The sequence below is a fragment of the Streptomyces luteosporeus genome (genome assembly GCF_039532865.1).
GTDB lineage: Bacteria > Actinomycetota > Actinomycetes > Streptomycetales > Streptomycetaceae > Streptomyces > Streptomyces luteosporeus.
This window is the reverse complement of sequence record NZ_BAAASL010000015.1, coordinates 108508-135495: the sequence shown is the minus strand read 5'-3', so window position 1 is coordinate 135495 and position 26988 is coordinate 108508. Positions and strand designations below refer to the sequence as shown.

Below are 26988 nucleotides of genomic sequence, written 5' to 3'. Positions count from 1 at the left end.
CCGGCCCAGCCGGAGCGGGCGAGGGACCGGACATACGGACGACCCAGCCCACGTGTAGATGCGGCGGGAGGCAGGAGCCGGGTGCGGGCGGTGTCAGGTGGTGAGGAGGAGTGCGTCGGTGCTGGTGACCTTCTGCCACGCTGCCTCGAACCCGCTGCGTTGTTTGTCAACCATCCCCGCGGGGGCAGCGACGAGGAACCCCTCGGCTGTTGGGTATGCCTCGCCTCGTTCGGCGAAGCGCATCCGCGGAATGCCGTCGATGGTTACGACAGGCGAGTCCGATGCCCGTCCCTCGTCGTGGAGGTATTGCATGACCTCGGCGTGGGTGCCGTGGTGGATGCTGCGCACCGATCGCCAGGCCGATCCCTTCCGGAGGGGCTCACGGCACCAGGGTCCTGGCCGTGGGCAGCTCTTTCCGTGGTTGGCGCGGCAGTGGTCCGAGCGGCCCGCGAAGTAGACGCGGCGCACTTCGTACACCGCCCACTGGGCGGCGCTGCGTTCGCGTTCGAACGCGTTCAGGGCGGCGGTGTTCCCGTCGTTGTGGAGGAGTTGCTTGAGGGAGGCGTCGCGGTACAGGGTCGAGCGGGGGTTCAGGGCGATTGCGTTGGACTCCAGGCGTAGTACCGCGGCGGCCAGTTCGGGGAAGGTGCGGCAGCGAGCGAGGTGTGCGTCGACGGATGCTCGGACGGTAGGGTACGGGCACATCGTGCAGTACGATTTAGGCCATACCACACCAAATCGCTCTTTGAGGCCCTGAAGGATCTGGGTCCTGTCCATCCCCCAGTCGATGAGCGGGTACCAGGGTCGGCGGGTGTGAGAGGCGTAGGTGTAGTCACGCTCGGCCCGGTCGGTCTCGTTCGCTTCGTAGCCGATGACGTGGCGGTACGCCATGGTGCCGAACTCTCTGGCCGCCCACTGGTCCATCACCCAGCCCTTGAACTTGATCGAGCAGAATCGCTTCTTGGCGGCGTACTGGGGGACCGTGCCGGTGGGGCCGAGTTCGTCGGACAAGGCCCATGGACCGCGGCGGAACAGGCGGCTGGGGGTGCGTGTGTCGGACAGGACGGCAATGCCGTCGCTGTCGCTCGATCCGCCTCGGGCCACTTGGACAAGGCGAACGTGGTGGCGGGCCAGCAAAGGGAGGATGTGCTGCTCGGCCAGGTCCATCGTGTCCGGCCACTCCTCGCCCGTGAGGGCCACGATCACCACGCATTCGCGGAGGTCGGGGCTGAGGCCGTGGGCGGCTGGATCTTCGAGGAACTCGACCAGGATGCGCGTGGAGTCGGCGCCCAGACCCCAGCTGATGAGGATCGGGGACACGGTTTCGTCCATGGAGGTGGCCTTCCGGGTCATGGTGCGCAGCGGTCGCCGGCGCTGAGGCGCCGGGGCTGCTCTGGGTGGCCGGAACGATGGGTCGGATCAACCCAAGACCCGCAACTGCCTCTGTTTCCAGGCACGTTGGCGAACGCGCGAGTCGCGACGACGGACCACTGGCCTGCCCCTGGTATGTGACCACGAGCCCGCAAGTCCGTGGGGCAGGCGGCTTCGCGCGCCACGGGGCATGGGACGGCCCTCGGCACCGTGAGGGCGCCGAGGGCCGAGAGGCGGGGCGAAGTTCACGCGGGTGTGGTCGCTTCAGCGGCCCCCTTGCGTTCGATGGTGTCGACGCGCAGCTCGACGGTGTCGCTGCCGGTCTCATCTCCGTCCAGGAGGTAGCGCTCTTCTGCGTCCTGTGCGGAGACGGCGGTCAGGGTGAAGGTGATCATCTCGGTGCGGAACACGGTGACCTCGTATAACCCCGGTCCGCCACGGTCGTCGTCTCCGCAGTCGGCAGTCGTCTCGTGCTGGTCCAGTAGGACCAGCACGTCGTAGGTGAACAGTGGCGGGCGGGGGGTGCGGCTTTGCGCCAGGGTGCGCGGCTCTCCGGCGGCGTGCGTCAGGAACGTGGTGATGGCCACGCGCAGTTGCTCGCGCTGCGCGGGGGTGGTGGTGCCGTCGGCGAGGGCGCGCACCGTTGGGACGTCCAGCCGGATGCTCTCGTTCAATCCGCTGATGCTGTGCGTGGTGCGCTGCTCTGCGGCCATCGCCGCGGTCCATGCGCGCACGCGGTCGGCGGCGGTGTCCGGGGCAGGGCGGGCGCCTGCAGTGATCTCCGCCAGGCGTGCCGTGTGCCGGGCGTAGCTGGCCTGGCAGACGTCGCAGGCGGCTACGGTGCCCATCGGCCCGGTGGGAAGGCGGCCAGTCGCATAGACGCCGCGGTGTGCATGGTCGGGGACGTAGTTGCAGAGCATCGGTACGCCTGCGTCGTTGGTGGCATACCGGTTCTCGTTGGTGTGAGCGTCCATGGCTCCTCCTCCGTAACAGGGGGGTGGGCGGCTCGCATCGTGGGTCGGGCGGTTCGCCGACTTCCCCGAAGCGGTTGCTGCGCACGATGGCCTGGCCGCTGGCAACGCCCGCAACCTCGGCCGCACGATGGCGCCGGGGCGCCGGGCGTGGGTCGGCCCCCGGTGCCTGGGCAGGTGGGCATCGGGGGCCGGGCATCGCGATCAGCTGGCGTTGGAGACGGGGCGGATCAGCACACACTGCATCGATCTGTCCCCGTCGTCCAGGAAGAAGAGCTCCTGCAGGGAGGTTCGAAGGCCGATGACGGCGTAGGTGCGGCCTTCCGGCTGCGGCACGGTCCACATCTGCGAGTACGTGGTCTCCAGGGCGTTGGGGACCCTGGTCAGGGCCGTACGGACCGCGTAGCCCTGCGAGAACGGGTGGGTGCCGTGCACCGGTACCCAGTCGGCGGACTTGATCACTTCGAGGAGTTCGGTACGCCGGTTCTCGGGGACCAGCTCAGTGGCGGCGTCGACTTCGATCCAGCTGGTTCGGGTGTGCTCTGACATGTGGGCCTCTCAGTTGCCTGGGTGGGATCATGCTGGAGGGGGATTGCGTTGATGAGGGCGTCACGGAGGTCACGCAGGGCTCGGACGGCGGCGCCTTCGGCCACGGTGGGCCAGAGCGGATCGTGGTCGCGAGCGGTGTCGAAGTTCTCGTTCTCGTCCAGGAGCGCGAGGGCTTCCGCGACGGTGGCGACGGCGGAGAGCGGTAGGCGGGGTCTTTGGTCACCAGGACGCCCAAGGCAGCCACCGCCAGGACCCAGGCCGGCTGACAGTGTTCGCGGTCGGCTGGAGTGATCGCGAGGGCCGCATTGGCGGAATAGCCGTGGGGGGGGCGCCGCCGAGGCGGCTCTCGGCCGTGATGCTCGGCCCGAGCCGGAGGTTGCCCTCGAGGGTGCTCGGCTTGTGGTCGATGGCCGGACACCACGACCACGCGGCCGTCGAGGTGGTGAGGCGTTCCAGTGCCGTGAGCCAGCGAGGACCGCTGTAGCCGTCGGCAGCGGTGATGACGGCGCCGGAGTCGGCGTCGAAGGTGACGGAGCCGCTGATCGGGCTGTTGCGGTAGCGGGGGCTCTGCTCGAAGAACACAAGGCGGTGCGCCCGGCGCCACCGCCGTGCGCGCACGCTTCGGCGGGCCGCTGCCGCCGATGGCCAACACCTACCTGGCCAGCACCCTCGGCGTGACCACCTCCCAGGTCGCCCGCACCCCCGGCATCCTGACCGACGAGCTCACCCCGGCCGACTTCGGCCCCGCCCCGCGCCTCGACGTCCCGCTCACCGCCCGGATCGGCGCCGCACCGTGGCGAGAGACGATCGGCTTCGACGAGGTGGACGTGCTGATGCTGCACTTGTCCACCGCCGCCCTGATCTGCTGCGCCTACCTCTCCGGCATGCGGCCCGAGGAGGTCCTGGCCCTGCGCCGCGGCTGCTGCACCCGCGTGGAGCGCGACGACGGCACCGTACGGTTCGAGATCCGCGGCCGGCACTTCAAGGGCGTGCTCGACGAGGACGGCAACGCGATCGGCGAAAGCGAACAGCGAGCGGACCCGTGGATCGTGCTGGAACCCGCCGCGCGCGCCATCGCCGTCGTCGAGGAGCTCGAAGACGGCGAGCAGCTGTTCACCCGCGCCCTCTACCGGTAGGCCAAGGGCACCTGCATGCCCGCACCGGCCTGTCCTCCGACACCGCCGTGGAACGGATCCGGGCCTTCACCGCCTGGGCCAACCAGCTCGCCGCTGCGCACAACCGGCCCCACGAGCTGATCCCTCCCGACCCTGACGGTGCCGTCGCCCTGCGCCGTTTCCGGCGCACCGTCGCCTGGTTCATCTACCGCCAGCCCGGCGGCCGGATCGCCCTCGCGGTGCAGTACGGCCACGCAGCAACCGCCATGTCGGAGTCCTACGCCGGCCGCTCGAAGGCCGACATGCTTGAGGTCTTGGACCAGGAGAAGGGCCTGGCCCTGGCCGAGACCCTCACCGAGGCCGGCGAGCGCCTCGCAGCTGGTGAGAAGGTCAGCGGCCCGACCGCCGACCGCTACCGCGCCGCGGCCGCCGAGTTCTCCGACCGCTACGCCGGGACCTACCTGGGACGACGCGAACTGCGCGCGCTGGTCGCCAACCCCCGACTCCAGGTCTAGAGGACCTGCAGGCGTTCCTGACCTGCAACCACGACGCGTTCACCGCGCTGCGCAACCCCGACCGCGACCCGGCGCGCGACGGCGGCCGCAGCACCCCCGACCACTCACGCTGCCACCCGGCATGCGCGCCCATCAGCCGCACCGACAGCCAGATCACCGCCCTGCGCACCGAGGTCGCGCGGATCGACGCGGACGCCGACGCCGGCCTCGACCCCTACCCCATCGCCGCCCGGGAACAGCAGCGCAAGGACCACCTCACCGCCATCAGCGGTGGCACCCGCCTGGGGCCACTCTTCAGCATGGAGTCGTACAGGCCGAAGGCCTCAATCAGGAGACGTGACCAGGCGTCGAAGTCCATGTCTCGCGGTCCTCGAATGACTTCCGACTGCTTGCCACCGGGGAAATATCGAAGAGCCGGGCATCCCCATAAACGTGCCGCATGGCCTCCAAAGGGTGATTGCAGGAGGTCGCAGTGACTGGTACCCAGACGGCCGTAAGCCACGGCCCAGCCTGCGAGAATACGGTGAAGCGTCCCGAGGTCGAAGCATCAGGCGTACGTAGTGGAGGTCAGCCGGAAGCCAAATCGCGACCGCCCACACCATGCGCTCATCACCTGAGCGGTGTCGTTGAGGACGTTCTCGTGGCTGCTGGCCCGTTAGCCTGGGGGCTGGGATCCCCAGTTTCACCATTTTGGCTGCGCGCCAAACTGGCTATCTATTCACTCGGTAATCACATGCTATGTCAGTGCCTGCTGCTCCACTGACGTCGTGACAGAACACAAGAAGTTTCCCGACGGCTTTGACCATGTCGAGGAAGACGGCTGCGATTCGATGATTCAGGCCCTTCTGGATCGCGAGGAGCGGCGGCTGCTCGCATCGGAATCGACAGTTCCTGACGGCGTTGATGAGTGGCGAGCGCTGGTGGCCGAGGTTGGCTTCGTCCGACGCAGTTCGGTCCTGGCTCGCGGGGCCCCGCTGCACCGGATCGCTCAGCGCCAGGCCTGGCAGCGGTTCCCTCGCGGTCTCTACGACCCCCGCACCCTCGCTTTGGCCGCGCTGGAAGCTGTGGTGAGCAGGCAGGAGATGGAGGCGGAGGCGACGACGGAGGAGGTGATCGAGTTCCTCGCATCCCTGGCGGCGTCTGCGGCGCCCGAGCGGGGGGCTTCCGAGCATCTGGCGGTGTCCCGGTTTGTCCTGCGCGAACTGCTGAATGATGCGCAACACGGAGAGGAGGTCGAGGTCTCTTACAGCGACTACCGGACGGGGCACAGCCGGGTCACGCTGTCGCTGCGGATGCTGGAGGAGGGCATTGGTAGGCGTGGCCAAGCGGTTCTGCGGGCCACGACCCCGGCCATCAATCTGCTGCTGTCCGGGCTGGAGCACGACCTGGAAGACGAGCAGGCCGCGAAGGACACGATGCTGCGCCGACAAGTGGCAAGTGGCCGGTGGGGACGTGCGGAAGAGAGCGCGGCCGAGAGTCTGAAGCTGTCGCTCATGTACTGCGAGCGAGTGCGAGCGGTACTGGAAGAGACTGAACGCGACGTGCGGGCGGTGGACTGGAGCCGGAACGTGCCCGCACTGCTGACGGCGTCCCGCGAACACCTCGGTGAGCGCCACCGGGTGGAGCGCGACCTGATGGAGTACATGCGCGGGGTTCGCAACGCCGTGGAAGACGCCGACGTTCGGCGTACCTGTGAGCGGGTCCTGCGGCTGCTGGGCCGGGCCCATCTGCGGCATACGCAGCTGCTGGAGAAGGTCATCGATGCCCGTCCGGCGTTCTTGCGGTCCCAGGCAGACCAGCGTTTCCGTCCCCCGCCGCGCTTGGTCCTCGTGGGAGTGCAGGAGGACGTGCTGGAGCCGTTGCTCTGCCTCGACATCGAGGAGGCCGAAGTGATCGCGAGTCGGTTTACCGACGCTGTCGGCGGTCCCGTGGTCTCCCGTCTGCCGCGGCTTCAGGATTGGTGGGCGTCGCTGCTGTCCCCGGCCCGGGAAGTGCAGGAGGCAGTGCCAGACGAGGACATCGAGCTGATCGCCGACGATCCGGGCGAGCTGTCTGTCTACAGCCAGGAGGATCTTGCTGTCGCGCGCACTGTGCTCATGGAGGCCCTGCGTACTCCGGTGCGGCTGTCCCAGCTTCTTGAACAGGCGCTGCTCCACACGGTGGAGGCCGCGGACTTGCTGGCTGTTTCCGTGCTGCGGGCTTATGCCCCCGATCCCGAGGAGGACGAGGAGGACGCCGCCACGGATGAGCTGGCGGACCTGCTCGGTGAACTCGTGCTGGTACTTGATGACGGAGCCGACTTCGATCTCGGCCCCCTCGCCGGCAGTGACCTGCTGATCGTCCCCGCCCAGTCCCTGATCCCCGATCCCACACACACCGAGGACGACTCGGAGGTCCTGGTATGACCACCAGCATGTATGCCTACACCCCCGCCGACCTCGCCGACGCCGCTGTGCTCGTGCGTTTCGGATGCCAGCCGCGTCTTCGGCCCCTTCAGTTCCCCCAGTACCGGGACCTGCTGCAGCGCTACCGGATGGACGGAGCGTTCCGCGACGCGGTGGACGCCAGTGCGGACGGCTTGGACTTGGACGTGAAGGAGGCACACACGGTCGAAGGGCTGATCCTGCATCCCCGGGAGGGCTCCTGGCTGTCCTATCGACTCAAGGACCACCCGAAGCTGGGGGTCAACGACCGCCTCGTCCTCGGGCTCGCCCATGTCGCCATCGCCGCCCGCGCCTACCCCACGGCCAGGGATCTGGAGGAGGAGACCGTTAAGCGGATCTCGCTCACGGATGTCGACGACTTTCTGCGGCGGCTCACTGCCAAGCTCCGCGAGGCGGCCGTGGACGCGGACGGCCTGCCCGTACCACACCCCGAACTCCAGGCCGCCTGGCAGCTGTACACGAAGCTCCCACCCTCCCACCTGACGCGAAAGAAGGGGCAGCTGTCGCAGTCGAGCACCCAGCGGGTGATCAAGGAAGCGCTGGACTGGCTCGTGCACCAGGGCATGGCCTACCCCGCAGGCGAACTCGGGCCCGGGACCTACCGGCTCGCCCACCGCTTCCGCGTCCAGGTACGCGAAGCAGCCGCCTCGGCGGCATACACCGCGCTGTGCGACCTGCGTCGCGCCCATCTCGCCGAGGAGGACTGACTCATGCTCCAGTTCCGACGCCTTCGTCTGGAGAACATCGGCCACCGCGCGGCCGGCTTCAAATCACTCATCCTGGACCTGACCGGCGGACCCAGCTCAGTCGACGGCCATCCCACGCAGCCGGTGGACGTGATCTTGTGGCTGCGCAACGGCGGTGGCAAGTCGAGCCTGCTCTCCCTGATTTTCAGCCTGCTGTTGCCGGCCAAGAAGGACTTCATCGGAGCGGCCAAGGCCAAGTCGCTCGCCGAGTACGTCCCGGACGGCCAGGTCTCCCACGTGATCGTCGAGTGGGGCGACTCCGACCGCCCCGCATCCGGCGCCGTCCTCCTTGCAGGAGGGGTCTACCAATGGCGAGACCGCCAGCGTCCGGCGGACCCGAGCGGCAACTGGGACCGCTTGGAGCGCCGCTGGTACCTGCTGCGGCCAAGGACCGGCGGACTGGAACTGGACTCCCTGCCGGTCCGTACCGAGGACGGCCAGCTCACCATGAGCATGTACGTCAAGGCGCTAGAGGCGGCGAACAAGACGGAGCGGCGGCTGGACCTGGCCGTCGCGGACGAACAGTACGAATGGGAGGAGCATCTGGAGAGCAACGGTCTGGACCCCCAGGTCTTCAAGATCCAGAAAGCCATGAACCAGGAAGAGGGCGGCATCACCGAGCTGTTCAAGTTCCGCACCGCCGAGGAGTTCGTCGACTTCCTCATCGACCTGGTCGTTGATCCGGCCGCGTCCATCGCGGCGCGCGCGGCATTGTCCAAACATGCCGACAAGCTGGCCGCCCGTCCCGCGTGGGAGATGGAGGAACGCTTCCTCGCAGAAGCTGTTCTGCGGCTGAAGCCGGTGCAGAAGAGCACGGCCGAGGTTGCCGTTGCCGAACAGATGCTCTACCAGCAGGCCCGGATCGCCCGGCGCGCGAGCGAGCACATCCAGGCCCAGGCCGAGCGCCAGGCCCTACATGCAACTACCTTGCGCCGTGAGGCGGACACCGCTGAACGCGAGGCGCGCGAGGCCGAGGGCCGGGTCGAGGAGCGGAAACAACGCGTAGCCGAGGTCAGGGAGGTGGCCGAACGGCTGCGGAAGGCGGATCGCCGGCGGGACCATGCCGCTCAGGTCGAGGCGGTTGCCGACGCGGAACGTGAAGCAGTGGCCTGGAAGGCGGTGCCCTGGCTCGTGGACCTGGCAGACCAGGAAACCGAACGCCGCGAGGCCAAGGACCTCTTGGCCTGCGCCCAAAGTGAGCAGGCCCCGTTGCGCGAGGCCGTGGAGCACGCCGGCGCGGAACTGTACGCCAAGCTCGAAGACGGTCTCGCACGGCTTGCGGTCGAGTCCGAGCAGATCAGTGCCGTGCTGAAGACAGCCGCCGAACAGGCCGAGGCGGGCGAGCGGGAGTACGACGAAGCGGCGGCTTCGACCGGCCGGGCCGAGAGCCGGGCGAAGTTCGCTGAAGAGGCCCTCAAGGAGGAACAGGCGAAGCTGACGGCTGCCCACCGTACCGGCCTCCTCGGCAGGCAGGAAGATCCCACCGAGGCCCTGGCGCGGCTCGTTCAAGAGGAAGAAGCGGCCACGGAGCAGGCCGAACAGGCGCGGCGCCAAGTGGAAGCGGCCCGCGAGCAGGCCACTTCCATCGCGGCGGAGCAAGTTTCCTGCGCCAGCCGGCTCAGTACCGCCCGTCAGCGGCATGACCAGGTGTGGGAACAGTGGAACGCCCTGTCTCAGGACCGCCGCGATCTTGTTGCCGATCTCCGCCTGAAAGAACTGGCCGGGATCGGGGAGGAGGCCGAGGAGCTGGACTTGGATAGCGTCGGCGAGGACCTCGTCGCGATGCTCACGGATCAACTGCTGGCCGCGGACAAGCAAATGGCCGCCGAGCGCGTCCAGGCGTTCGAGGACGAGCGGCTGCGTGACGGTCTGGAGCAGGACGGCTTCTGCCCGCCGCCTCGCGAGGTCGAGAAGGCTGTCACCGCCCTGCGGGAGCAGGGAGCCCCGGCGGTCGCAGGCGTGCAGTTTCTGCGCGAGACCGTACCCGCCCACCAGCACGACGCCGTCATCGCGGCCATTCCCCACCTGATCGGTGGCGTGGTCATCTGCGGACCGGTACCCGGCGGTGATCTGGAGGCGCTGGCCCGGCGGGCCGCCGTCGCCCTGCCGACTGTGATCACTATTTCTACCGACGGCCAGGCCCAGGTCTTGTCGTCGAAGCCCCTCGGTGACATCGCGGTGTTGCCGATGCGCCCCTCGGTGCTGGATGCCGAAGCCGGCGAGGAGGAGCTACTCCGCGTCAGCGCCCGCTTGGCCACCGTGGACGATCGTTGCGCGGCCATTGTCCAGCGGCGGGAGGCCGATCGCGTTCTTCGCGGGCAGCTGCGCAACCACCTGGACGCGTTCGACGCGCGGACACGGGCAGGTCTGAAGGAACTCCTTGGGCAGCTCGACGAGGAGGTCAACACGCTCACCGAGCGCACGAGCGTCCTGGTGCACCAGTCCGCCGACGTCGAGGACGCCGGGCGCCGGGCGGAAGGCCGGTTGGCCCAGTACACGGCCGTACTGCGGGCACTCGCCGCAGCGCTCCCCCAGGTGAAGTCGCTGGTGGAGACAGCCCGCGCCGTGGAGCACTGGGTATCTCAGCGGCAGCACGCACAGGCCGAGGTCCGGGAGAAACGCGTGGCCGCTAAGGCATGCAAAGACCGCTGGCAGGCCGCGATGGAGCAAGAACGGGGTGCACAAGCAGCTCTACGTCAGTGCCAGACTCGCGTGGAGCGCTGGAAGGGATGGACGCAGGAGATCCGGCAGGACCTGTCCGACGAGGTCCTCGACACCGCCCGTCCGGCAACCGTACCCGAGGGCAGCGTGCAGGCTCTGCGCGAGCGCTGGGCACGGACCCGCAGGGACTGGCTCAACGGCATCAGCGACACCGCCCTGCAGCAGCGGCTCACCGCTGCCGAAACCGCCATCGAGCGCCTCAACCAGAAGCTGGCCGAGGTCGGCTCTGCTGCCCGCGCTCAGGCCACTGAGCTCTTGGACCAAGCCGATACCTTGGATGCCGAGCACCTTGCGGCCCGCATCGCCCTTGCCGACAGAGCCCTCAAGGGCGCTGAGCGTGTGGAGGCGGAAGCGGCACTACTGCTGCGGCAGGTCACGAAGGAGCACGAAGAGGCGGCCACTGCCCTCGATGACTTCCCCGGTGCCCAGGCGCCGGTCTTCGACAGCACCCAGGAAGCGCAGGAGCAACTGCGGTCAGAGCGGCAACTTCTCGATCAGGACCGCGCCCTCGCCCAGGTGCGACATCTGGACGCCGAAAAGATTCACCGGCGCGCTGACCAGGCAGCCAGCCACGCCGCGCAGCTTCGGCAATCAGCCGGCGCGCTCAGTACGGCAAGCGACCATCCAGCATTTGGCCAGAGTACTGACGGCGCCCCGGAAATGACCGCGGACGCGCTCCTGCTCGAACAGCACGGGCTGTCAGCTGTGACCGCGCAGCCGCTGCAGCCGCACGACGCCGAGCAGATCAAGGACGCCCTCGTCCGCGAGGTCACTCAGGCCGACCGGGCCCTGGAGAGAGCCAGAACCGCTCTGCGCAAGGACGTGCAGAAGGTAGAACGGCACGCACAACAGCCCGAGTACGTGCACATCGTCGACGGACGGCTGCGCGAGCGCTTGCAGCATGACCTCACCACCCCTACCCGGCTGGCCACACTCCTGGAGGACATCGAGGAGCGCGAACGGCAGGTCGTCGCACTGCTGGCCGAGTCCGCCGAGGACCAGGCGCGCGTCGTGGATGCCTGTACGAGCACGGTCGAAGCCGTCCTGGACAGCGTGGAAGAAGCCGCCCGCCACTCGCGTCTCCCCAAAAATCTGGGGAGCTGGTCCAGCCAGCGGTTCCTGTCACTGGAGCTGCGCCAGCGCGCAAGGGGCGACGAACTGGCCCGCAGACTGTCCACCGAGGTCGACCGTCTCATCAGCGCCCTGCCGGCCAGCGCCGCCGGACGGGCCAGCGCCCTGCCCGAGGCGATTCCCCTGGCCAAGCGGCTGGTTCTGGCAGCCCTTGGCGGCCGCGGAAACATCGTCGCGAAAATCATCAAGCCGACGCAGAGCTTGGACACCGTCGAACGCGAATCCGTCACGGAGATCCAGAAATTTAGCGGCGGCGAACTGCTGACCGTGTCCGTGCTGCTGTACTGCACGCTTGCCCGGATGCGAGCCGCCCAGCGCGACCCGCGCATCCCCGGCGGTGTGGGCACCCTGGTACTGGACAACCCTTTCGGGAAAGCCAACTACAGGCCCTTCGTCGACCTGCAGCGTCGCGTCGCCGCCGCCCACGGCATCCAGCTCATGTACACCACCGGATCCAACGATCTGCCCGCCCTGGGCCGCTTCCCCCTCATCATCCGCATGCGCAACGGCGTGGATGTGCGCACCAGACGGCGCTACATCCAGATTCTCGAACGGTACGGCGACGCTGTCGCGACCGGAGTTTCCCGCGCACAGGACGACGGCATTACCACCGCCCATCTCCTGCGCCGCGCCGTCCTGCACACCGAAGCAAAACCGAACATCGAGGCCACGCAGGATGCCGTGTGACCGCCGCCGATCACATGGCCGCGTTCCTCGCCCGACAGACCTGCCAGCGCGTCGACTTCGACGCGCTGGCGGGCGCCGCCGACGCGGGCGACTCCAGCCTGCCCGCCTCACCCCGGCGCCGCCGCATCCTCGCCGACGCCGCCCGAACCTTGGCCCACCGCGGCCTCGCCACGCTGCCCAAGGGAAGCAACGGCTGGGACTACAGCGCCGACCCACCCCTGCCCCGCTGGGTCAAACGCCCGCCTGCCGCACGGCCACCACGCCGCCAGAACGCCCCTCACGCCTATGTCGAACCGCTACGCTTCGCCACCACCATGCGCCTGACGGCAGCCGACCACGCCCTGCTCGGCCCTATCAACGCACTGCTGCGCGACCAGCCGGAAGCCGAGATCGTCCCGGTGGCGGACCGCTCCTACGAGCTGTACGGCGACGAAAAACGCCTCAAGAACATCGAGCGCCACCACCTCGTCACCAAGGGACTGCTGGACCTCACCGTGCACCTCCGCGCCCGGCCCACGCCCGCCCCACTGGCCATGTATGAACTCGGGCCAGCACCCTGGCTGCTCATCGTCGAGAACACCGCCGCGTTCACCAGCCTGCGCGACATCTTCAGCACCTGGCCCGATCGCAGCCAGGTCGGCTGGCTCGGCTTCGGCCAAGGCGACCACCTCATCGCCTCCCTGCCCACGGCCCAGGCCTCCTTCCGCGAGCGCGACCACCCCGTGGACACCCTGCTGCTCTACGCGGACCTCGACCTCGAGGGCATGTACTGCGCCCAGAAGACCAGTGAGCGCGCCCGCGCCGTAGGCCTTCCCCCGCTGCAGCCTGCCGCTGGCCTCTACCAAGCCCTCCTCACCCGCCCACCACGCACGCACCCGCCCGTCGCCGCCAACGACGCCCACGGCGCGGCCACCTGGCTGCCACCACACCTCGCCGCTCCCGTCGCACAGTTGCTCACCGATGGCCTAGTTCTGCGCCACGAAGCCCTCCCGCTACCCCAACTCCGCTCTCTCTTCGTCCCCGACACGCCACTGCTGCCTCAAATCCTCGGCACGGGGCCGCCCGTCACACAGACGATCCCCCAACCCTCGCCTCGACCCGCACTCGCACTTGCACCGAGAGGCCCCAGCACATGAACCCCCGCTGCCCCCCGCCATGCCTGCTGTCTGCCGGAAACGACATGTCCCGCTCAAACCCGCAGACCTGGAGCGACATCTTCATCACGACTGTCGACACCGTCCCCATCGAATGCATCCGGCCTAGCGACACAGACCGGCCTACCTGGAGCATCTACACCCCCGGCAGCTACCGGCCCCAGAACTACCTCGGCACCCTCCACGCCCTCGACACTGCAGGCCTCTGGCACGTCCAGGCCACCGGTGAGCGCCACGCCTCATTCGCCGACGCCGTTCGTGCCCTGCGCCGCCCGCCCACCTGGAGCGCGTCGAAGGTGCGGCCAGGAACCAGCTTTCGGCGTTCACCGGGCACTCGTCCAGCAACACGAACCGCGAGTTAGGAACAGTTCGGGTGTCTCGAAACCTGCCCTCTATCAGTTGGGCGGGTTCCGTTGCCCGTCCGATGCCCTCTGCCTGAAGGTTGGGAGGTGTCTCAACGTGTTCCGGATTCTTTACGTTGCCTTGACTTCTTCAATGCAGGGCATCGCTGGCCCGCAGGCACTGCCGGTGACCCCCGTAGGCACTGGTGCCGTGTGCCATCCTGGCGCGACGAGCGAGAGCACCGCCATGGTGCGGATGAGTAGGGGGCCCGATGAGCGATTGGCTCAAGCGCACGATCCGAGATGGGCACCGTGCCAAGGGTGAACTGCGCGAATACGTGTATGAGATCCCCGTTCCGGCCGAGCCGGAGGAGGCTGATCCTGCCGGGGTGGTGCTGTTGCGCCTGACCTCCGAGCCGGTTCCTTTCGGCCAGCAGCTGACTGAGGGGGGCTCGAAGCAGCCTGAGACCGCCTGGAAGTACTTGCTGCGGACGCGGCTCAAGTCGGGTGATCGCCGCGTCGTAGTAGCGGAGCCGTTCGAAGGCGGTCTGCCGTTCGTCGTGTCAGGAGTCGGTCCGTGGGATCCGGAACCCGAGGGCGGCTTCCAGCCGGACGTGTTGGCCGCCCGCCTGCTGGCCTTCGTCTCGGACTGGCGTGGCCCAGAGGGGCCGCTCACAGATGATCAGCGTGAGTGGTTCAGCTGGCTCGGTCCAGAAGTCAACGCCATGCTGCCCCGCGAGGAGACGGCCGCGGTGGAGTGGATGAACGGGCAGCGAGTCTCCGAGTCGTAGAGGTCCAGAACGCGGGTGGGCCCGCCAGCATCGCTGGCGGGCCCACCCGCGTCTCCAGGGCCTATGCCGACGGCCCGCCCCGCATCTGCGAGACGGGCCGGGCCATGCGCAGCAGCTGAGCGCGCGCAGGCGGTCAGCGCTTCTTCACGGTGGTGATGACGTCGCGGTCCTTGTCGTTGTCCTGGGTGCGGGCCTTCGCCCGGGCACAGGAGCGGCGCAGCACCAGCAGCAGGACCATGCTCGTCGAGGCGTACAAGACGGTGCCGTCGGCGTCGCCGCGCCAGAACGCTGAGACCGCCAGCAGGGTGAGTGCCGCGATCTGGATCGCGATGGCCCGGGTGGTGGCGAGCAGGCCGAGGAACATGAGCAGCAGGGGCATGACCATGCCCGCGACCAGCAAAGCGTTCAGCAGATCGGCCCAGTTCATGAGAGGGACTCCTTCATCGGTGCGCCGTCTCCGGCGGCGGTCGGACTCGGGCCGGTGCGGCCCGTAGTGGGTGAACGCACCCTGCGGCCACGACCGGCAAGCCCCGCAACCAGCAGGGCAACCACAGCGCAGGACACGGCCGGGGCCGAACAACAGGAAGCGGCCCCCTGTCCGCGCGGGGCGCGGGCCGGGGGCCGAGGCCGGAAGGGGGCGGATCAGATACGGATCTTTCCTCGTCCCGCTCAGCCTGGCAGAGATCCGCAGGCTCCTGGCGACTTGCCGCTCCAGGACAAGCCACCACCACCGCCACATCGATCGGACACTGGCATGGTCCCAGTGGCGCCATCACCACCAGGCGATAGCCATGCGCTGCCACTACCAACGCCGCACCCAATGTCACGAACTTCGACTACATGACGACGCGTCAGCTGAGTATGCTCAGGAAACAACCTCTGACCAGCAGCGATAGCGAACTGCAACTGGAGTACTAGTAAGAATCCCTGATCCACCTGCGACGGGTGCACCGAAGACTGGCGAACCGACGCCTGAAATCCCGTCTTCGGTGCCCCTCCGACGAGCCGCTCAGGCAGCCGCATCCCGCTGGTGCTGCTCGATGACGACCTTCGCCCACGGGCACATGACCAGGCGCGAGGTCATGGCGGCCGGGAACCAATGCAGCATGACCCCTTCCGTGAGCGGCAGTGCGTGCGCCTCACCGTCCCAGCACCCAAGGAAGACCGTGATCTGGTCGCTCGTGACGGCCGGGAACTGTGCCGAAACGACGGTGTACCTCTTGAGTTCCGGCAGGACCAGGCCCGCTTCCTCCTTGAGCTCCCGGGCGATAGCCTCCTCCGCCGTTTCCGCCCCTTCCCGGCCCCCGCCCAGCAGCGACCACGTGCCCGGATCGCAGATGCCTTCGATGTTGTCCCTCAGGTGCAGCAGGTACTCGCCGGCTGAGTTGATGATGAGCGCCGCGGTGCCGTTCGGTTCCTTCACGACATTTCCCTCCTGTTTGTCGAACGGGCGGTCGGGGGTGGAGAGCGCCGGTCGGCCAGGCCGTGCTCGCGGCCTCTTCACGTACCACTGCTGCGGCTCGGCGATTCCCTTCCCTGCGGTTCTCCCGGGCCTGCTACTGGGCGCCGGCTCAGGTGGCTGGCCTCACGAAGGTAGGGGCATCGTCTGCCGCGTAGGACCTCGGTGGCGATGGCCAGGACCCGGGCCTGCTGTGGAGGCAGCAGCGGGGCCCACTGTTCGGCGGTGAGCATGCGCCAGGCATCGTGCTCGTCGGACAGCTTCACCTCGACGGTGCTGGCGTCGACGAGCGGGCCTTTGAAGAGGGTGAGGACCTCGGGGATGCCTTCGGGGTGCAGGCCCCAGTCCACGGCCAGCAGCTCGGGCTGGTCCGGCATGCTCAGGCCGGTTTCCTCGAAGGTCTCGCGCACGGCGGTCTGCCACAGGTCCTCGCCGTCGTCGTGCCCACCACCGGGCCACTGCCATACGTCGCTCCACGTGGTGTGCAGCAGCATGATCCGGTACTCCGAGTCGTGGACGATGGAGGCGGCACAGCCGAGAATGCGCGCGCGGCTGGCGAGCCATTCCGCTCGGGGAAGCTTCGGGTGTGCGGTCACCCTGCCGTCCTCTCCGTCAGCACGGCGGCCGCTTCGTTGCCTGCACAGATGGTGTGGTGGGGGCGGGGGCCGGTGCCGGGGAGCGGCCGGCCGTGGGAGACCCATACCGTGGCAAGGCCAGCACGGTGTGCGCCCGTGATGTCGTTCTCAAGGCTGTCCCCGACCATGACCACGTGCGGCCCCGACTTGGCGCCGAGCCGGGTGAGGGCGTGGTGGAAGATCCGCGCGTCAGGTTTGCGGATTTCCACCGCGTCGGAGATGACGACGGCGTCGACGAGGTCGTAGAGCCCGGCGCGACGGAGCTTGGCGGTCTGGTTGTCCACCATGCCGTTCGTGACCACGCCCAGCCGCCAGCCCGCTTCTCGCAGGCCGGTGAGCATCGCGCATACCTGCGGGTCGGGCTCGACCAGCTCCGGCATCCGGCGCCGGTACTGAGCATGCAGCTCCGCCACGCCGGACCGGACGCTGAAAGTGGCCTTCACCAGCTCGAAGAACTCCATCCGACGCGACGAGTACGCCGGATCCGTCTTCAGCAGCCACTCCAGCGGCACCCGGTGGGCGGACGCGAACTCCGCCGCCCACCGCTCGAACGCCTCGTCGCGCCGGATCAAGGTGTCGTCCAGGTCGAACAGCCCTACCGGGTCAGGCATGGTCGTCCCCGAGGTAGACGGCGCCCTCGACCTCGTCGTGAAGCACGGCATGGACGATCCTGGGAAGCAACGGCGGCAGCAGCCGGATGTCCCCCAGCTTGGACAAGGGCACCCACTCGACGCCGGTCTGCGTGTCGTCCTCATGGTGCCCACCGAGCACGGCGGGCTCCGCCACGACCTCGCACCAGAACATCGCCTCCACTCGGTGCGCCACCTCAGGTGGCATCGGTGTCACGTCCTGGTGGCGGGCGGGGATGTACTCGCGCAGCACCACCAGGCGCCGGGCCCTGACGGTGACGCCGGTCTCCTCCAGCACCTCCCGCTCGGCGCACTCGCTCAGCGTCTCCCCGGGCTGCTGGCCGCCACCGGGCACGAAGAAGGTGTCCGGGCGCGGCCAGTCCCCGCGAATCATCAGCAGATGCTGGTCCTTGACGACGATCCCGGTGGCCGCGTTCCTGAGCCGCCCCTGGGAGTCGGGCACGATCATCTTTCCCTTACCACCTGATGGGTCTTCCACCTTCCGTTCTCCCTCCCCTTGGGTAAAGAGCGCCCGGATCAAGGCACCCAGTGCCTAACTGGCCTCGCCTGCGGATGGTCACGGTCCACGTGGCCACCTCGGCGAGCACAGCCCTCGACGCTGAACGTCACGAGAGCAGCGGCTGGTTCAGCCCGTCCTGTGCGACGCGACTCCCTCGCACACGGCGAGCGCGAAAGCCAGTAGGGTGCGCCGGGTGAAGAGCGAGCACCGCCCCACCACCGCTTTCCGTCTTATCGTCACGGGAGGAGGGACCGGAGGGCACTCCTACCCGGCACTCACCGCGATCCGTGCTCTGCAGAAGCGGTTGTCGGCCGAGGGCAGATCTCTCGACGTGCTGTGGATCGGCACTGCCGATGGCCTGGAGGCACGTGTGGCGCCGGCTGAGGGGATCGCGTTCGCCACGGTGGCGACGGGGAAGATCCGTCGCTCGAGTAACCCGCTCAAGATGATGTCGGCGGCGAACGTGAAGGACATGGCCCGGGTTCCGCTCGGCGTGGCTCAGGCGAGGAAGCTGGTCGCGGACTTCCGGCCGGACGTGGTCCTTGCCACCGGCGGCTACGTCGCCGTCCCGGCGGGTTTGGCCGCTCGGATGTGCCGTCGCCCGCTGGTGCTGCACGAGCAGACGGTGCGCTTGGGCCTGGCCAACCGGAAGCTGGCGAGTTCGGCGACGCGGATCGCGGTGTCCTCGGAGTCGACCGTGCCCCTCCTGCCGGAGGCGGTGCGCGGCGCCGCGGTTGTCACCGGGAACCCGGTCAGGCCGGAGGTGCTGGCCGGGCACCCGGACAAGGCGGTGGCGGCCCTGGGGCTGCACGGTTTCGACCGGCGGCTGCCGACCGTGTACGTCACCGGTGGCGCGCAGGGTTCCCAGCAGATCAACGACCTCGTCCGGGACGCCTTGCCCTGGCTGCTGGAGCGGGCGAACGTGATCCACCAGTGCGGCCCCGGCAACGTCGAGGAGCTGCGGCGGCAGGCGGCGGCCTTGCCGGCGCCGGTGGCGGGCCGGTACTACCTCGCCGGGTTCGTCGGCCCGGAGCTTCCCGACGTCCTGGCGCTCGCGGACGTCGTCGTGTCGAGGAGCGGGGCGGGGACCCTGGCCGAGCTGACCGCCCTGGGCAAGCCGGCCGTGTTCGTCCCGCTCGCTTCCTCGGCGGGGAACGAGCAGGCACACAACGCGCGCCACCTGGAAGAGGCCGGTGCCGCCGTCGCCTTGCTCGGGGAGGTCACCGTCGGCCGGCTTCGGGACGCGGTGGGGCCGCTCCTGGCCGATCCCGCGTGCCGGGAGGCGATGGCGGAGCGGGCCCGGGCGCAGGGGAGGCCGGATGCGGCGGACCGGCTCGTCGACGTGATCCTGTCCGCCGCATCCGGCTGACCCGGGCCCGGGGCTACCGGAGGCTTCGGCCGAGGTGGAGTGCTGTGCCTGCTTCGATCAGCACGGCGCAGTCGTGGAATGCGTCGTCGTCCTGGCCCATCGGGTCGGGGACGTCGCGATCACCGAGGTACAGGCCGAGTTTGTGTACGTTGCCCTCGCCGCAGATCGCCCGGAGCGTTTTGAGGACGGCGGCGTCCATCGCCAGGACGTCGTCGGCCCAGTCCAGCATTCCCAGGGTGATCTGCTGTGCCCGGTGAGGGGTGAGGTCGAGTCCCAGCCGCCGGGCGGCATGGATCATAGAGGGGTTGGCGGGCTGGTCCTGCCATTTGCCGATCAGCCCCGCGGAACGGACCGTCGCGGCCGCGCCGCACCGGCGGGTGAGCGCGACCTGGGCGAACGGGGAGCGGCAGTAGTTCCCCAGGCACACGGTCAGCAGCTTGCGCATCACGCACCTCCGGAGGCGTTGAGGGCCTGTCCGAGGGCGGAGACCACGTGGTCGATGTCGGTCTCGGTGAGGTGCTGGTGGAAGGGCAGGCTCAGGATTTCCTCGCCGGCCTGCTCGGTGGCCGGCAGGGGGCGGCGCCAGGTCGCGAAGGCGGGCTGGAGGTGGTTGGGCGGGTAGTGGACGCCCACGCCGATGTCCCGGGCCCGCAGGCCGGCGAACACCTCATCCCGGTGGGGCACGCGGACCTGGCACAGGTGCGGTACCGAGTGGTCGGCGTCGACGTCGACGAGCGTCACACCGTCCAGCGGGGCGAGCGCCTGCTGGTAGGCGCGCCAGAGGCAGCGGCGAGCGTGCTCGGTGGTGTTGAAGTGGTCGAGCTGGGCCAGGCCGATGGCGGCGTTGATGCCCGAGAGCTGATAGCGCAGGCCGAAGCCGTCGACACGGTAGGTGGTGGTGTTCGCGCGCTCGCTCTGCGACTGGCCGACGCCGAGAAGCCGAAGCCGGCGGATCATGTCGGCTTCCCCAGGGGAGCGGGGGATGACCATGCCGCCTTGGCCGCAGGTGAGGTTCTTGATCGGCCCGAACGAGAAGCAGGTCAACGCCCCGCTCGCCCCCACACGGCGCGTGCCGTCACGGGAGCCGAAGGCGTGCGCGGCGTCCTCGATGACGGCGATATGGCGCCCGGCCAGCTCGTCGCGGACGGAGGTGAGAGGGACCGCCCTGCCCCCGAACAGCACCGGGATGACGGCCGCGGTGGTGTCGCCGACCGCCTCCAGGACGAGCTCGTCGGTCACACACAGCGTGACGGGGTCGGCGTCGACGAAGCGCGGGGTGGCGCCGACGGCCAGGATCGCCTGGACGGTCGCGCAGAACGTCATGGAGGGAACGATGACCTCGTCGCCAGGGCCGACCTTGGCGGCGAGCAGGGCGGCGTGGAGGGCCGCGGTGCCGGAGGCGACGGCCACGGCATCAGGCACGCCGAGGAAGCCGGCGACCCTGCGCTCGAACTCCTCGGTGACGGCGGTGTGCCCGTACTGCCCGGACCCCAGGACCCGGGCGACCGCACCAGCCTCCTGCCCGTACAAGTACGGGCTGGCGTTGCGCCTGGCGTCCGGCCGGGAAGTCGTGGTCACGACGGTTCTCCCTTCGCAGCGGCCGTGAGCCCGAGCTCGGCGGCGTCGCCGACGGCCAGGGTCTCGACGTAGTTGGTCAGGAACACCCCGGTCCGGTAGGTGAGGCGGGTGTGGTCGACCGGCAGTCCGAACAGGCCGTTGACCATCTGGCCGACGAGGTCCGCTCCGGCGGCTTCGGCCAGAGGGAAGCCACCGGCGATCCGGACGTTCAGCTCGGTGATCGTGACCGAACCGTCGTCGCAGATGAACCCCTGCACGCAGCACACGCCGCGGGCTCGGACGGCGACCAGCGTCTTGACGACGAGGTCGCGCACGGTGGCGTCGTCGAACGTGGTGGAGACCGCAGCGAGACCGGCCTTCACCAAATCCCGGCGCCGCAGGATCACCGAGGCCCGTCCGGCACGGTCCACCAGGCAGTCCGCGGTGAACTCCCGGCCGAAGGCCCGCTCCTGCACCACCGGCTCCGGAACGAGCTCGCACAGGACGCGAGCGTGCTCCCGGCGGTCGACGAAGTGGACGTTCTGCGCCCCGTGGCCGCGCCGGGGCTTGACGACCAGCCCCGTCCCCTCAGGAACCTGGCTGAGTGCCTCGGGCCGCCAGGTGCGAGGCGTCGCGATGCTGTGCTCGGTCAGCACCTGGTGGAACGCCGCCTTGTCGATGCAGGAACGCACCGACTCGGCATCGGGAAGCCACAGGCGTACGCCGTCGGCGTCCAGCTGGGGCAGCATGGCCACCAGCGGCGGGATGTCGTTCTCGATGCCGGCCACGATGGCGTCCACGGCCAGGTCCCGGCAGACCTTGGCCATGGCGCTGGGGTAGTCGGCATCGGTGGCCAGGGGGATGACCTGGGGCACGACGCCGGGCAGCAGGAACCCCGGGGCGAGCGGGTTCGCGTCCGCGGCGACGACCTGGTGCCCCAGACGGGTGAGGCTGCGGGTCAGCCCGAAGCCTGGGTTCGCGCCTACGCCGGTCACGAGAATCCTGCGCGGGACGGGCCGGTCACTGGGCATGGACTTCCTCCCCAGCGGGCGCGAGCGCGACCGTGGCGCGGGCTGCGCGCGGGTTGCGTACCAGCGGCGCCCAGCGGTCCGGGTTGTGCCGGTACCACTCGACGGTCTCGGCGAGCCCTTCTTCGAAGTCGTGCTCCGGCTGGTAGCCGAGGCCGGCGGCCTTGTCCCAGGTCATGGAGTACCGGATGTCGTTCGACCGCCGGTCGGGCACGTAGACGACCGCGTCCCGGCCGGCGCCGCACAGGCGTAGCAGGTGGTCGGTCAGCTCGTTGTTCGTGCAGTCGGTGCCGCCGCCGAGGTTGTAGACCTCGCCGGGGACACCGCAGCGCAGGACGAGGTCGATGCCGGCGCAGTTGTCCTCGACGTGCAGCCAGTTCCGCACGTGCTGGCCCCGGCCGTGCAGGGTGGCCTGCTGGCCCCGCAGGAGCCGGGTGGCGAACAGGGGAATGATCTTCTCGGGGTGCTGGTAGGGGCCGTAGTTGTTCGAGCTGCGCGTGACGCACACCGGGACGCCGTAGGTGTGGAAGTAGCTGAGCGCCACGAGGTCGCTGGCGGCCTTCGACGCGGCGTAGGGGACCGTCGGGTGCAGCGGGTCGGTCTCGGTGGCGGAGCCCTCCGGGAGCGGTCCGTAGACCTCGTCCGTCGAGACGTGCACGAACTTGCTGATGCCGTGCCGCATCGCCGCGTCCGCGAGGGACTGGGTGCCGAGCACGTTCGTCTTCAGGAAGGCGCCGGCGGCGAAGAACGACCGGTCGACGTGCGACTCGGCGGCGAAGTGGACGACCGCAGTGTGCTCACGCACGAGGGCGTCGACCAGGTCGACGTCGACGATGTTTCCGTGGACGAACGTCAGCTTCGGGCTCAGGAACGCCTCGCCGAGGTTCTCGATGTGCCCCGCGTACGTGAGGGCGTCGAGCACGGTCACCTGGGCGACGTCGTCATCGCGCAGGATGCGCTTGACGAAGTGCGAGCCGATGAACCCGGCTCCACCCGTGACGAGCACTTTGTCCATGGATGCCTCCAAGGAGATGTGAGCAGTAGGTCGGCTGGGTTTGCCGCCCGAGCACGAGAGCGGCCATGGCCACCCCGGCGGTCGTCGTGAACCAGTGACCGAGACCGCCGTCAGCGAAGAGTGCAGCGCCCCGCCAGGGACGGGTCAGGAAGTATCCGGCGCCTCGCCCATCAGCCGGGCGTGCTTGCGATTACAGCTCAACTGTTGGCATCAGACAGCGGGTTGGGTGTAGTCCTGGTGTAGTCCCGCCTGGTTCGGCGCTAGGCTTCCGACCCGGCCGGCTGTTGGGATGGCAAGCGTGGACAAACAGATCCGGCACCCGCTGGTGTATGCCCGGCTCCTGCGCGGCTGGACGCAGCCCGACCTCGCCCGAAGGATCCGGCAGGCCGCTGCGCGGCGAGGGCTGCGGTCGGGCGTGGACCGTCAACGGGTGTGGAAGTGGGAGACCGGCCGAGCCGTGCCGGATGAGGAGTCCCAGCTGCTCCTGGCGGACGTATTCGCCGTGCCGCTTGATGCCGTCCGGGCACTGGGCTGGCCGTACTGGCTTCCCGGCCGGGACGCCGTGCTGGAACTCGGCCCGGACTCCGCTGTTCTTGCTCTTCGAGAGGCATTGAGTCAGTTGATCGACCGTCGTTCCTTCGTCGCCTTCACCCCGGCCGCCCTCACCGGGCTTGCCCTCCAATGGGCCGAGCGTGCCCCGCACTCGCCACTGACCCAACTGCGGGGCGATCACGTGGACGCCGGGATCGTTGAAGGGCTGGAGCGCCACGGAGCCTGGCTGAACAGCTTGCCGACCGAGCAGCGACAGCACCTCGGTCCACTTCTCACCGGGCATCTGGACACCATCACAGGGCTGATCGACCAGGGCCGATATACGGCCGCAGTCGGCAAACGTCTCCACGCCCTGGCCGCGACCACAGCTCAGACCGCCGCGTGGCACCGTTTCGACCACGGCCGGCATGCAGCCGCCTCCCATCTGTGGCACGGCGCCCTGCACAGCGCACACGCCGCAGCGGACCACGACCTCGGTGCCGGAATCCTCTCCGATCTCGCCTACCAGCAGACCTGGCTCCACGACCCGCGCACGGCCGTGCAGATCCTCGAACATGCCATCGCACGCGCACAACACCCGACCGCGCAGTCGCTGCTCCAACTCCGCAAAGCCCGCGCCCACGCCGCCCTGGGCGAAGAACTCGCCTGCACCCGCGCTCTCGGCGCTGCCGAGAAGTTCTTCGACTCCGCCACGGGCACTCCGGCGCCCACATGGTGCTCATGGCACGCGGCGACAGATATCGCGGTCGATACCGGCCGGTGCCTCCTTGACCTCGGGCACCACCGCAGGGCCCGGCAGCTCATCGACGAAGGCACCGGCATGCTGCCCGAGGCCAGGCTCAAGACGCGGGCAGTGTTCCTCACCTACGAGGCCGAGAGCCTCATCGCCTCGGGCTCCATCGACCAAGCCGCCGCCACTGCGCACCAGGCACTCACCATGGCCCGGCGTATCGGCGCACCACGCTGCATCAGCCTGATTCAGGAGCTCATGCCCGCCTTCACCGGGCGTCGGACGGTTGAGGGAGTGCCAGAGCTGTTGGAACTCGTACGGGCGAGCTGATGGGCAGACCACCCTTCTGGACAGGCAGCGGCGAAGGGCCCGGCAAGCTGGCCCGGCGGGGCATCGAGCGTAGTGACCGACCTCGAACCGTACAGGCCGACGTCCATCTTGGCCGTGCTACGTTCCGCATCCCGTGGAACGGCGACGCATCGTGAAGGACAGCCGTGATGAGCTACACGCCCCCGACCTGGCCCGTCTCCGTCAAAGCCGTCGCCCTCGACATCCACCAGCGCGTGCTGCTGTGCAACGAACGGGACGAGTGGGAGCTGCCCGGGGGCCGTCTCGAGCCCAGTGACGACAGCCCGGAGACGACCGTCGAGCGGGAGCTGCTGGAGGAGACCGGCTGGGAGGTCAAAGCCGGCCCGCTCATCGACGGCGGTGTGTGGATCTACGAGCCGATCCCGGGCCGCCGCGTCCTGATCGTGACGTACGGCTGCACGGTGCTCACCCCGCACGAGAAGCCGGTCGTCAGCCACGAGCACAAGCAGGTCGGCCTGTTCGCGGCCGACGATGTGCCGGCACTGAACATGCCCGACGGCTACAAGCGGGCAATCGGCACTTGGTACGGGCAGCGGCACTGCTGACCGGCCGCAGGGAGGGGCGAGGTGACGCTTCCGGAACCTCGCCTGCCACCCGTCACGTGCTGTGGCACTGGGCGACCCCGCACGCCGAGGCGGTCCTCAAATCGATCACGGAAGGGAATGGTAAGTGACACCTAGCAAGCACACGATCGACCTCTCCTCGGCCGCGTGGCGAAAGTCGTCGCACAGCGACGGCGGCAACGGCTGCGTCGAGGTCGCCGACGGATACACGGGCTTCATGCCCGTCCGCGACAGCAAAACTCCCTCCGGCCCGGCAATCATCTTCCCGGCCAACTCCTGGTCCACCTTCATCAGCAACATCGTGAACGAATAGCCACACCCCGCGCGCATGAACACGCGGCTCACCCCAGGAGCAATGGCCCTGTTGGCGAACCCTGAGCTGACACGTCCGTGACATTTTAGCGGGCGTACTTCGGTAAGCCGCCGGTCGATCAGGCGAAGGAATTCTTGTGAGTGGTCGAGGCGCACCCGGCGACAGAGCTGCCGGGTGGACCTTCTGCGCGGTCAGGCTTGGCGCTGTCAGCTAGCCCGTCAAATCGATGGTGTACGCGGCGGAGTAGGAGGACAGGAAGGACCAGTTTGGGTTTCCTGGGCCGCACTTGACCGCAGTGTCAGCTGTGTTGGAGACGTTGGTGCCGGTGTTGAACGCCGTGGTCGCGGCGTTCGGCGCCACGCTCGTGAGGACGGCGCCGGTAGAGGGGTACTGGTACACGCACTGGTGCAGGTTCAGGTAGCCGTTCGCGCGATAGGCCGCTTGGCGAGCGGATGCGGCTGCCGGGGCGGGCGCCGTCATGCATACGAATGCGCACGCACCCGCGATAGCGAGAACGATGGACTTCCACGCCCATCTGATCCTGGATTGATCCACTTGGCCCCTCCTCCTCTCCTTCACTGCTCCGGCGGCACCGGGCAGGGTCAGGAGACGACTTCAGTGGAGCACGTGTCGCAACGGCCGTAACGGCCCACGAGCGTAAACCATCCCATGTGGTGCACATGTAGATAGATGTGCAGACAGTAATGCATGGAGCGGACCAGCCCGCTTTGGCGACCGGGACGCAGGCATCACTCAGTCCCGCTCTCGCTATTGCCAGGGCGCCACGCATTTACCAACAGCGCCAGGAGCGTTGTGGTGAGTCGCCCCCCTTTTGCCTATGAAATCCGTCGGCCGGTGGGCCGGGCAGGAGCTGCTCCGCGGAGGGGCGGGGCGGCGGGGTGGACCGTGCGCGCGGTGTGCCTTAGCCCCGCAACCGGCGCTGTGGCGTCCGGAATGGCGCGGGGGCCGGAAAACGCGCTCGGCCCCGCCCCTTGGCGGGGGGCGGGGCCGAGAAGGCTGGCTTCAGGCGGCAGATGGGGCCGCTGTCTCGGCGGTGGGCACGGCGACCGGCTGGTTGGTCTGCTGCTGGCCGACCGGGGTGAGGATCTCCCCGTGGTCTGGAGTGACGAGGGCAGCGACGCTGTCACGCCAGTTCGGAACGCGGCAACGGTTGCGGCCGAGGATCAGGAAGCCAGGGGGCCCGGTCGCCTCGGGCATAGGTGAAGGTGTCGCTGCGGGTGCCGTTGGTGAACGTCAGGGTGTGGGTGAGACGGACCTGGGAGCCCGGCTTCAAGCGCTGGCGTAGGAAGTCGCGTTGGGCGTGGTGGGCACGGCATTGCGCGCGCCAGGCGAGTGCGTACTCGTTCGTCGTCGGGGTGAGCGCGTTGAGCACCGCCTTGGGTGCCTTGTGGTCGCCAGGTCCACAGTTCTCGCCCAGGTCCTTGTAGCTGAAGTTGCAGTCCGGGTCATTGGTCCATCGGGTCAGGGCGATGAAAGCGGTGACTTCGCTGGTGGTCTGGTCGCGGACGGCGGCGTAGAAGACGCCTTCGACGGTTCCGTGCGCGATGATCTTGTAGCTGTCGTCGAGCTTCTTCGCGAAGTGCACCTCGTTAGTCTCGGCGTTCTTGTCGCGTTGGTACGACGTCCATCCCATGGCGGGGCCTCTCGGGTCGGGCGCCGGTTCTGTGGACCGGCCGCGGGCACAGCGTGGGA

27 protein-coding genes are annotated in these 26988 nt (G+C 68.8%); 12 read left to right on the top strand and 15 right to left on the bottom strand.

Annotated elements, in window-relative coordinates:
* Nucleotides 1-93: 93 nt before the first annotated feature.
* From ABD361_RS20500 to ABD361_RS20490, 3 genes are all read right to left on the bottom strand, one after another.
* Complete coding sequence (locus tag ABD361_RS20500; protein WP_344436850.1) at nucleotides 94-1332, bottom strand: hypothetical protein; 1239 nt, start codon at nucleotides 1330-1332, stop codon at nucleotides 94-96.
* Between the two features lie 284 nt (nucleotides 1333-1616).
* Nucleotides 1617-2345: a hypothetical protein gene (locus tag ABD361_RS20495; protein WP_344436849.1), complete on the bottom strand. Its 729-nt coding sequence runs from the start codon at nucleotides 2343-2345 to the stop codon at nucleotides 1617-1619.
* 201 nt (nucleotides 2346-2546) lie between these two features.
* Nucleotides 2547-2891, bottom strand: a complete 345-nt coding sequence (locus ABD361_RS20490; protein WP_344436848.1) for a hypothetical protein — start codon at nucleotides 2889-2891, stop codon at nucleotides 2547-2549.
* Between the two features lie 29 nt (nucleotides 2892-2920).
* Between ABD361_RS20490 and ABD361_RS20485 the strand changes: the two genes are divergently transcribed.
* Nucleotides 2921-3097 carry a hypothetical protein gene (locus tag ABD361_RS20485; RefSeq protein WP_344436847.1) on the top strand — a complete coding sequence of 59 codons (177 nt, stop codon included), beginning with the start codon at nucleotides 2921-2923 and terminating at the stop codon, nucleotides 3095-3097.
* Nucleotides 3098-3110: 13 nt separating this feature from the next.
* Here ABD361_RS20485 and ABD361_RS20480 read toward each other — a convergent pair whose 3' ends face one another.
* Nucleotides 3111-3473: a hypothetical protein gene (locus ABD361_RS20480; RefSeq protein WP_344436846.1), complete on the bottom strand. Its 363-nt coding sequence runs from the start codon at nucleotides 3471-3473 to the stop codon at nucleotides 3111-3113.
* Between the two features lie 26 nt (nucleotides 3474-3499).
* Between ABD361_RS20480 and ABD361_RS20475 the strand changes: the two genes are divergently transcribed.
* From ABD361_RS20475 to ABD361_RS20445, 7 genes are all read left to right on the top strand, one after another.
* Nucleotides 3500-4027, top strand: a complete 528-nt coding sequence (locus tag ABD361_RS20475) for a hypothetical protein (protein ID WP_344436845.1) — start codon at nucleotides 3500-3502, stop codon at nucleotides 4025-4027.
* Between the two features lie 47 nt (nucleotides 4028-4074).
* Nucleotides 4075-4521: a hypothetical protein gene (locus ABD361_RS20470; RefSeq protein WP_344436844.1), complete on the top strand. Its 447-nt coding sequence runs from the start codon at nucleotides 4075-4077 to the stop codon at nucleotides 4519-4521.
* A gap of 767 nt (nucleotides 4522-5288) precedes the next feature.
* Nucleotides 5289-6926 carry a hypothetical protein gene (locus ABD361_RS20465; RefSeq protein ID WP_344436843.1) on the top strand — a complete coding sequence of 546 codons (1638 nt, stop codon included), beginning with the start codon at nucleotides 5289-5291 and terminating at the stop codon, nucleotides 6924-6926.
* Entirely contained in the window at nucleotides 6923-7672 is a 750-nt protein-coding gene (locus ABD361_RS20460) for a hypothetical protein (protein ID WP_344436842.1), read from the top strand. The genes ABD361_RS20465 and ABD361_RS20460 overlap by 4 nt, the downstream gene beginning before the upstream one ends.
* Before the next feature lie 3 nt (nucleotides 7673-7675).
* Entirely contained in the window at nucleotides 7676-12250 is a 4575-nt protein-coding gene (locus ABD361_RS20455) for a coiled-coil domain-containing protein (RefSeq protein ID WP_344436841.1), read from the top strand.
* Entirely contained in the window at nucleotides 12247-13386 is a 1140-nt protein-coding gene (locus tag ABD361_RS20450; RefSeq protein ID WP_344436840.1) for a hypothetical protein, read from the top strand. The genes ABD361_RS20455 and ABD361_RS20450 overlap by 4 nt, the downstream gene beginning before the upstream one ends.
* Before the next feature lie 631 nt (nucleotides 13387-14017).
* Nucleotides 14018-14536 (top strand): hypothetical protein, encoded by a 519-nt coding sequence (locus ABD361_RS20445; RefSeq protein ID WP_344436839.1) that lies wholly within the window; start codon nucleotides 14018-14020, stop codon nucleotides 14534-14536.
* A gap of 133 nt (nucleotides 14537-14669) precedes the next feature.
* Here ABD361_RS20445 and ABD361_RS20440 read toward each other — a convergent pair whose 3' ends face one another.
* The 5 genes from ABD361_RS20440 to ABD361_RS20420 all read right to left on the bottom strand — a co-directional run bounded on the left by ABD361_RS20440 (nucleotide 14670) and on the right by ABD361_RS20420 (nucleotide 17722).
* Nucleotides 14670-14963, bottom strand: coding sequence for a hypothetical protein (locus ABD361_RS20440; RefSeq protein WP_344436838.1), 294 nt, complete (start codon nucleotides 14961-14963; stop codon nucleotides 14670-14672).
* Nucleotides 14964-15545: 582 nt separating this feature from the next.
* A complete protein-coding gene (locus ABD361_RS20435) occupies nucleotides 15546-15959 on the bottom strand; it encodes an NUDIX domain-containing protein (RefSeq protein ID WP_344436837.1) in 414 nt (137 codons plus the stop codon).
* 77 nt (nucleotides 15960-16036) lie between these two features.
* Nucleotides 16037-16591 carry an NUDIX domain-containing protein gene (locus ABD361_RS20430; protein ID WP_344436836.1) on the bottom strand — a complete coding sequence of 185 codons (555 nt, stop codon included), beginning with the start codon at nucleotides 16589-16591 and terminating at the stop codon, nucleotides 16037-16039.
* Entirely contained in the window at nucleotides 16588-17241 is a 654-nt protein-coding gene (locus tag ABD361_RS20425; RefSeq protein ID WP_344436834.1) for an HAD family hydrolase, read from the bottom strand. The genes ABD361_RS20430 and ABD361_RS20425 overlap by 4 nt, the downstream gene beginning before the upstream one ends.
* Nucleotides 17234-17722, bottom strand: a complete 489-nt coding sequence (locus tag ABD361_RS20420) for an NUDIX domain-containing protein (protein WP_344436833.1) — start codon at nucleotides 17720-17722, stop codon at nucleotides 17234-17236. Before ABD361_RS20420 ends, ABD361_RS20425 begins: the two co-directional genes overlap by 8 nt.
* 250 nt (nucleotides 17723-17972) lie before the next feature.
* Between ABD361_RS20420 and ABD361_RS20415 the strand changes: the two genes are divergently transcribed.
* A complete protein-coding gene (locus ABD361_RS20415; protein WP_344436832.1) occupies nucleotides 17973-19148 on the top strand; it encodes a UDP-N-acetylglucosamine--N-acetylmuramyl-(pentapeptide) pyrophosphoryl-undecaprenol N-acetylglucosamine transferase in 1176 nt (391 codons plus the stop codon).
* Between the two features lie 13 nt (nucleotides 19149-19161).
* Here the strand turns inward: ABD361_RS20415 and ABD361_RS20410 are convergent, their stop codons facing one another.
* Genes ABD361_RS20410 through rfbB form a run of 4 tightly spaced genes read right to left on the bottom strand, consistent with a single transcriptional unit; the run spans nucleotide 19162 to nucleotide 22748 of the window.
* Complete coding sequence (locus ABD361_RS20410; protein WP_344436831.1) at nucleotides 19162-19593, bottom strand: arsenate reductase/protein-tyrosine-phosphatase family protein; 432 nt, start codon at nucleotides 19591-19593, stop codon at nucleotides 19162-19164.
* Nucleotides 19593-20726: a DegT/DnrJ/EryC1/StrS family aminotransferase gene (locus ABD361_RS20405; protein WP_344436830.1), complete on the bottom strand. Its 1134-nt coding sequence runs from the start codon at nucleotides 20724-20726 to the stop codon at nucleotides 19593-19595. The genes ABD361_RS20410 and ABD361_RS20405 overlap by 1 nt, the downstream gene beginning before the upstream one ends.
* Nucleotides 20723-21736, bottom strand: coding sequence for an ATP-grasp domain-containing protein (locus tag ABD361_RS20400; protein WP_344436829.1), 1014 nt, complete (start codon nucleotides 21734-21736; stop codon nucleotides 20723-20725). Before ABD361_RS20400 ends, ABD361_RS20405 begins: the two co-directional genes overlap by 4 nt.
* Nucleotides 21726-22748: a dTDP-glucose 4,6-dehydratase gene (gene rfbB / locus ABD361_RS20395; protein WP_344436828.1), complete on the bottom strand. Its 1023-nt coding sequence runs from the start codon at nucleotides 22746-22748 to the stop codon at nucleotides 21726-21728. The genes ABD361_RS20400 and rfbB overlap by 11 nt, the downstream gene beginning before the upstream one ends.
* 298 nt (nucleotides 22749-23046) lie before the next feature.
* On the opposite strand from rfbB, the gene ABD361_RS20390 reads away from it, so the two are divergent.
* From ABD361_RS20390 to ABD361_RS20380, 3 genes are all read left to right on the top strand, one after another.
* Nucleotides 23047-24360 (top strand): helix-turn-helix transcriptional regulator, encoded by a 1314-nt coding sequence (locus tag ABD361_RS20390; protein WP_344436827.1) that lies wholly within the window; start codon nucleotides 23047-23049, stop codon nucleotides 24358-24360.
* A 167-nt stretch (nucleotides 24361-24527) separates the two neighbouring features.
* Nucleotides 24528-24944: an NUDIX hydrolase gene (locus ABD361_RS20385; protein WP_344436826.1), complete on the top strand. Its 417-nt coding sequence runs from the start codon at nucleotides 24528-24530 to the stop codon at nucleotides 24942-24944.
* A gap of 124 nt (nucleotides 24945-25068) precedes the next feature.
* Nucleotides 25069-25275: a DUF397 domain-containing protein gene (locus tag ABD361_RS20380; RefSeq protein WP_344436825.1), complete on the top strand. Its 207-nt coding sequence runs from the start codon at nucleotides 25069-25071 to the stop codon at nucleotides 25273-25275.
* Nucleotides 25276-25485: 210 nt separating this feature from the next.
* Here the strand turns inward: ABD361_RS20380 and ABD361_RS20375 are convergent, their stop codons facing one another.
* Both ABD361_RS20375 and ABD361_RS20370 read right to left on the bottom strand, forming a co-directional pair.
* On the bottom strand, nucleotides 25486-25755 hold the full coding sequence (locus ABD361_RS20375) for a hypothetical protein (RefSeq protein ID WP_344436824.1): 270 nt from the start codon (nucleotides 25753-25755) through the stop codon (nucleotides 25486-25488).
* Between the two features lie 664 nt (nucleotides 25756-26419).
* Nucleotides 26420-26929 carry a DUF6927 domain-containing protein gene (locus ABD361_RS20370; RefSeq protein WP_344436823.1) on the bottom strand — a complete coding sequence of 170 codons (510 nt, stop codon included), beginning with the start codon at nucleotides 26927-26929 and terminating at the stop codon, nucleotides 26420-26422.
* Nucleotides 26930-26988: the final 59 nt, after the last annotated feature.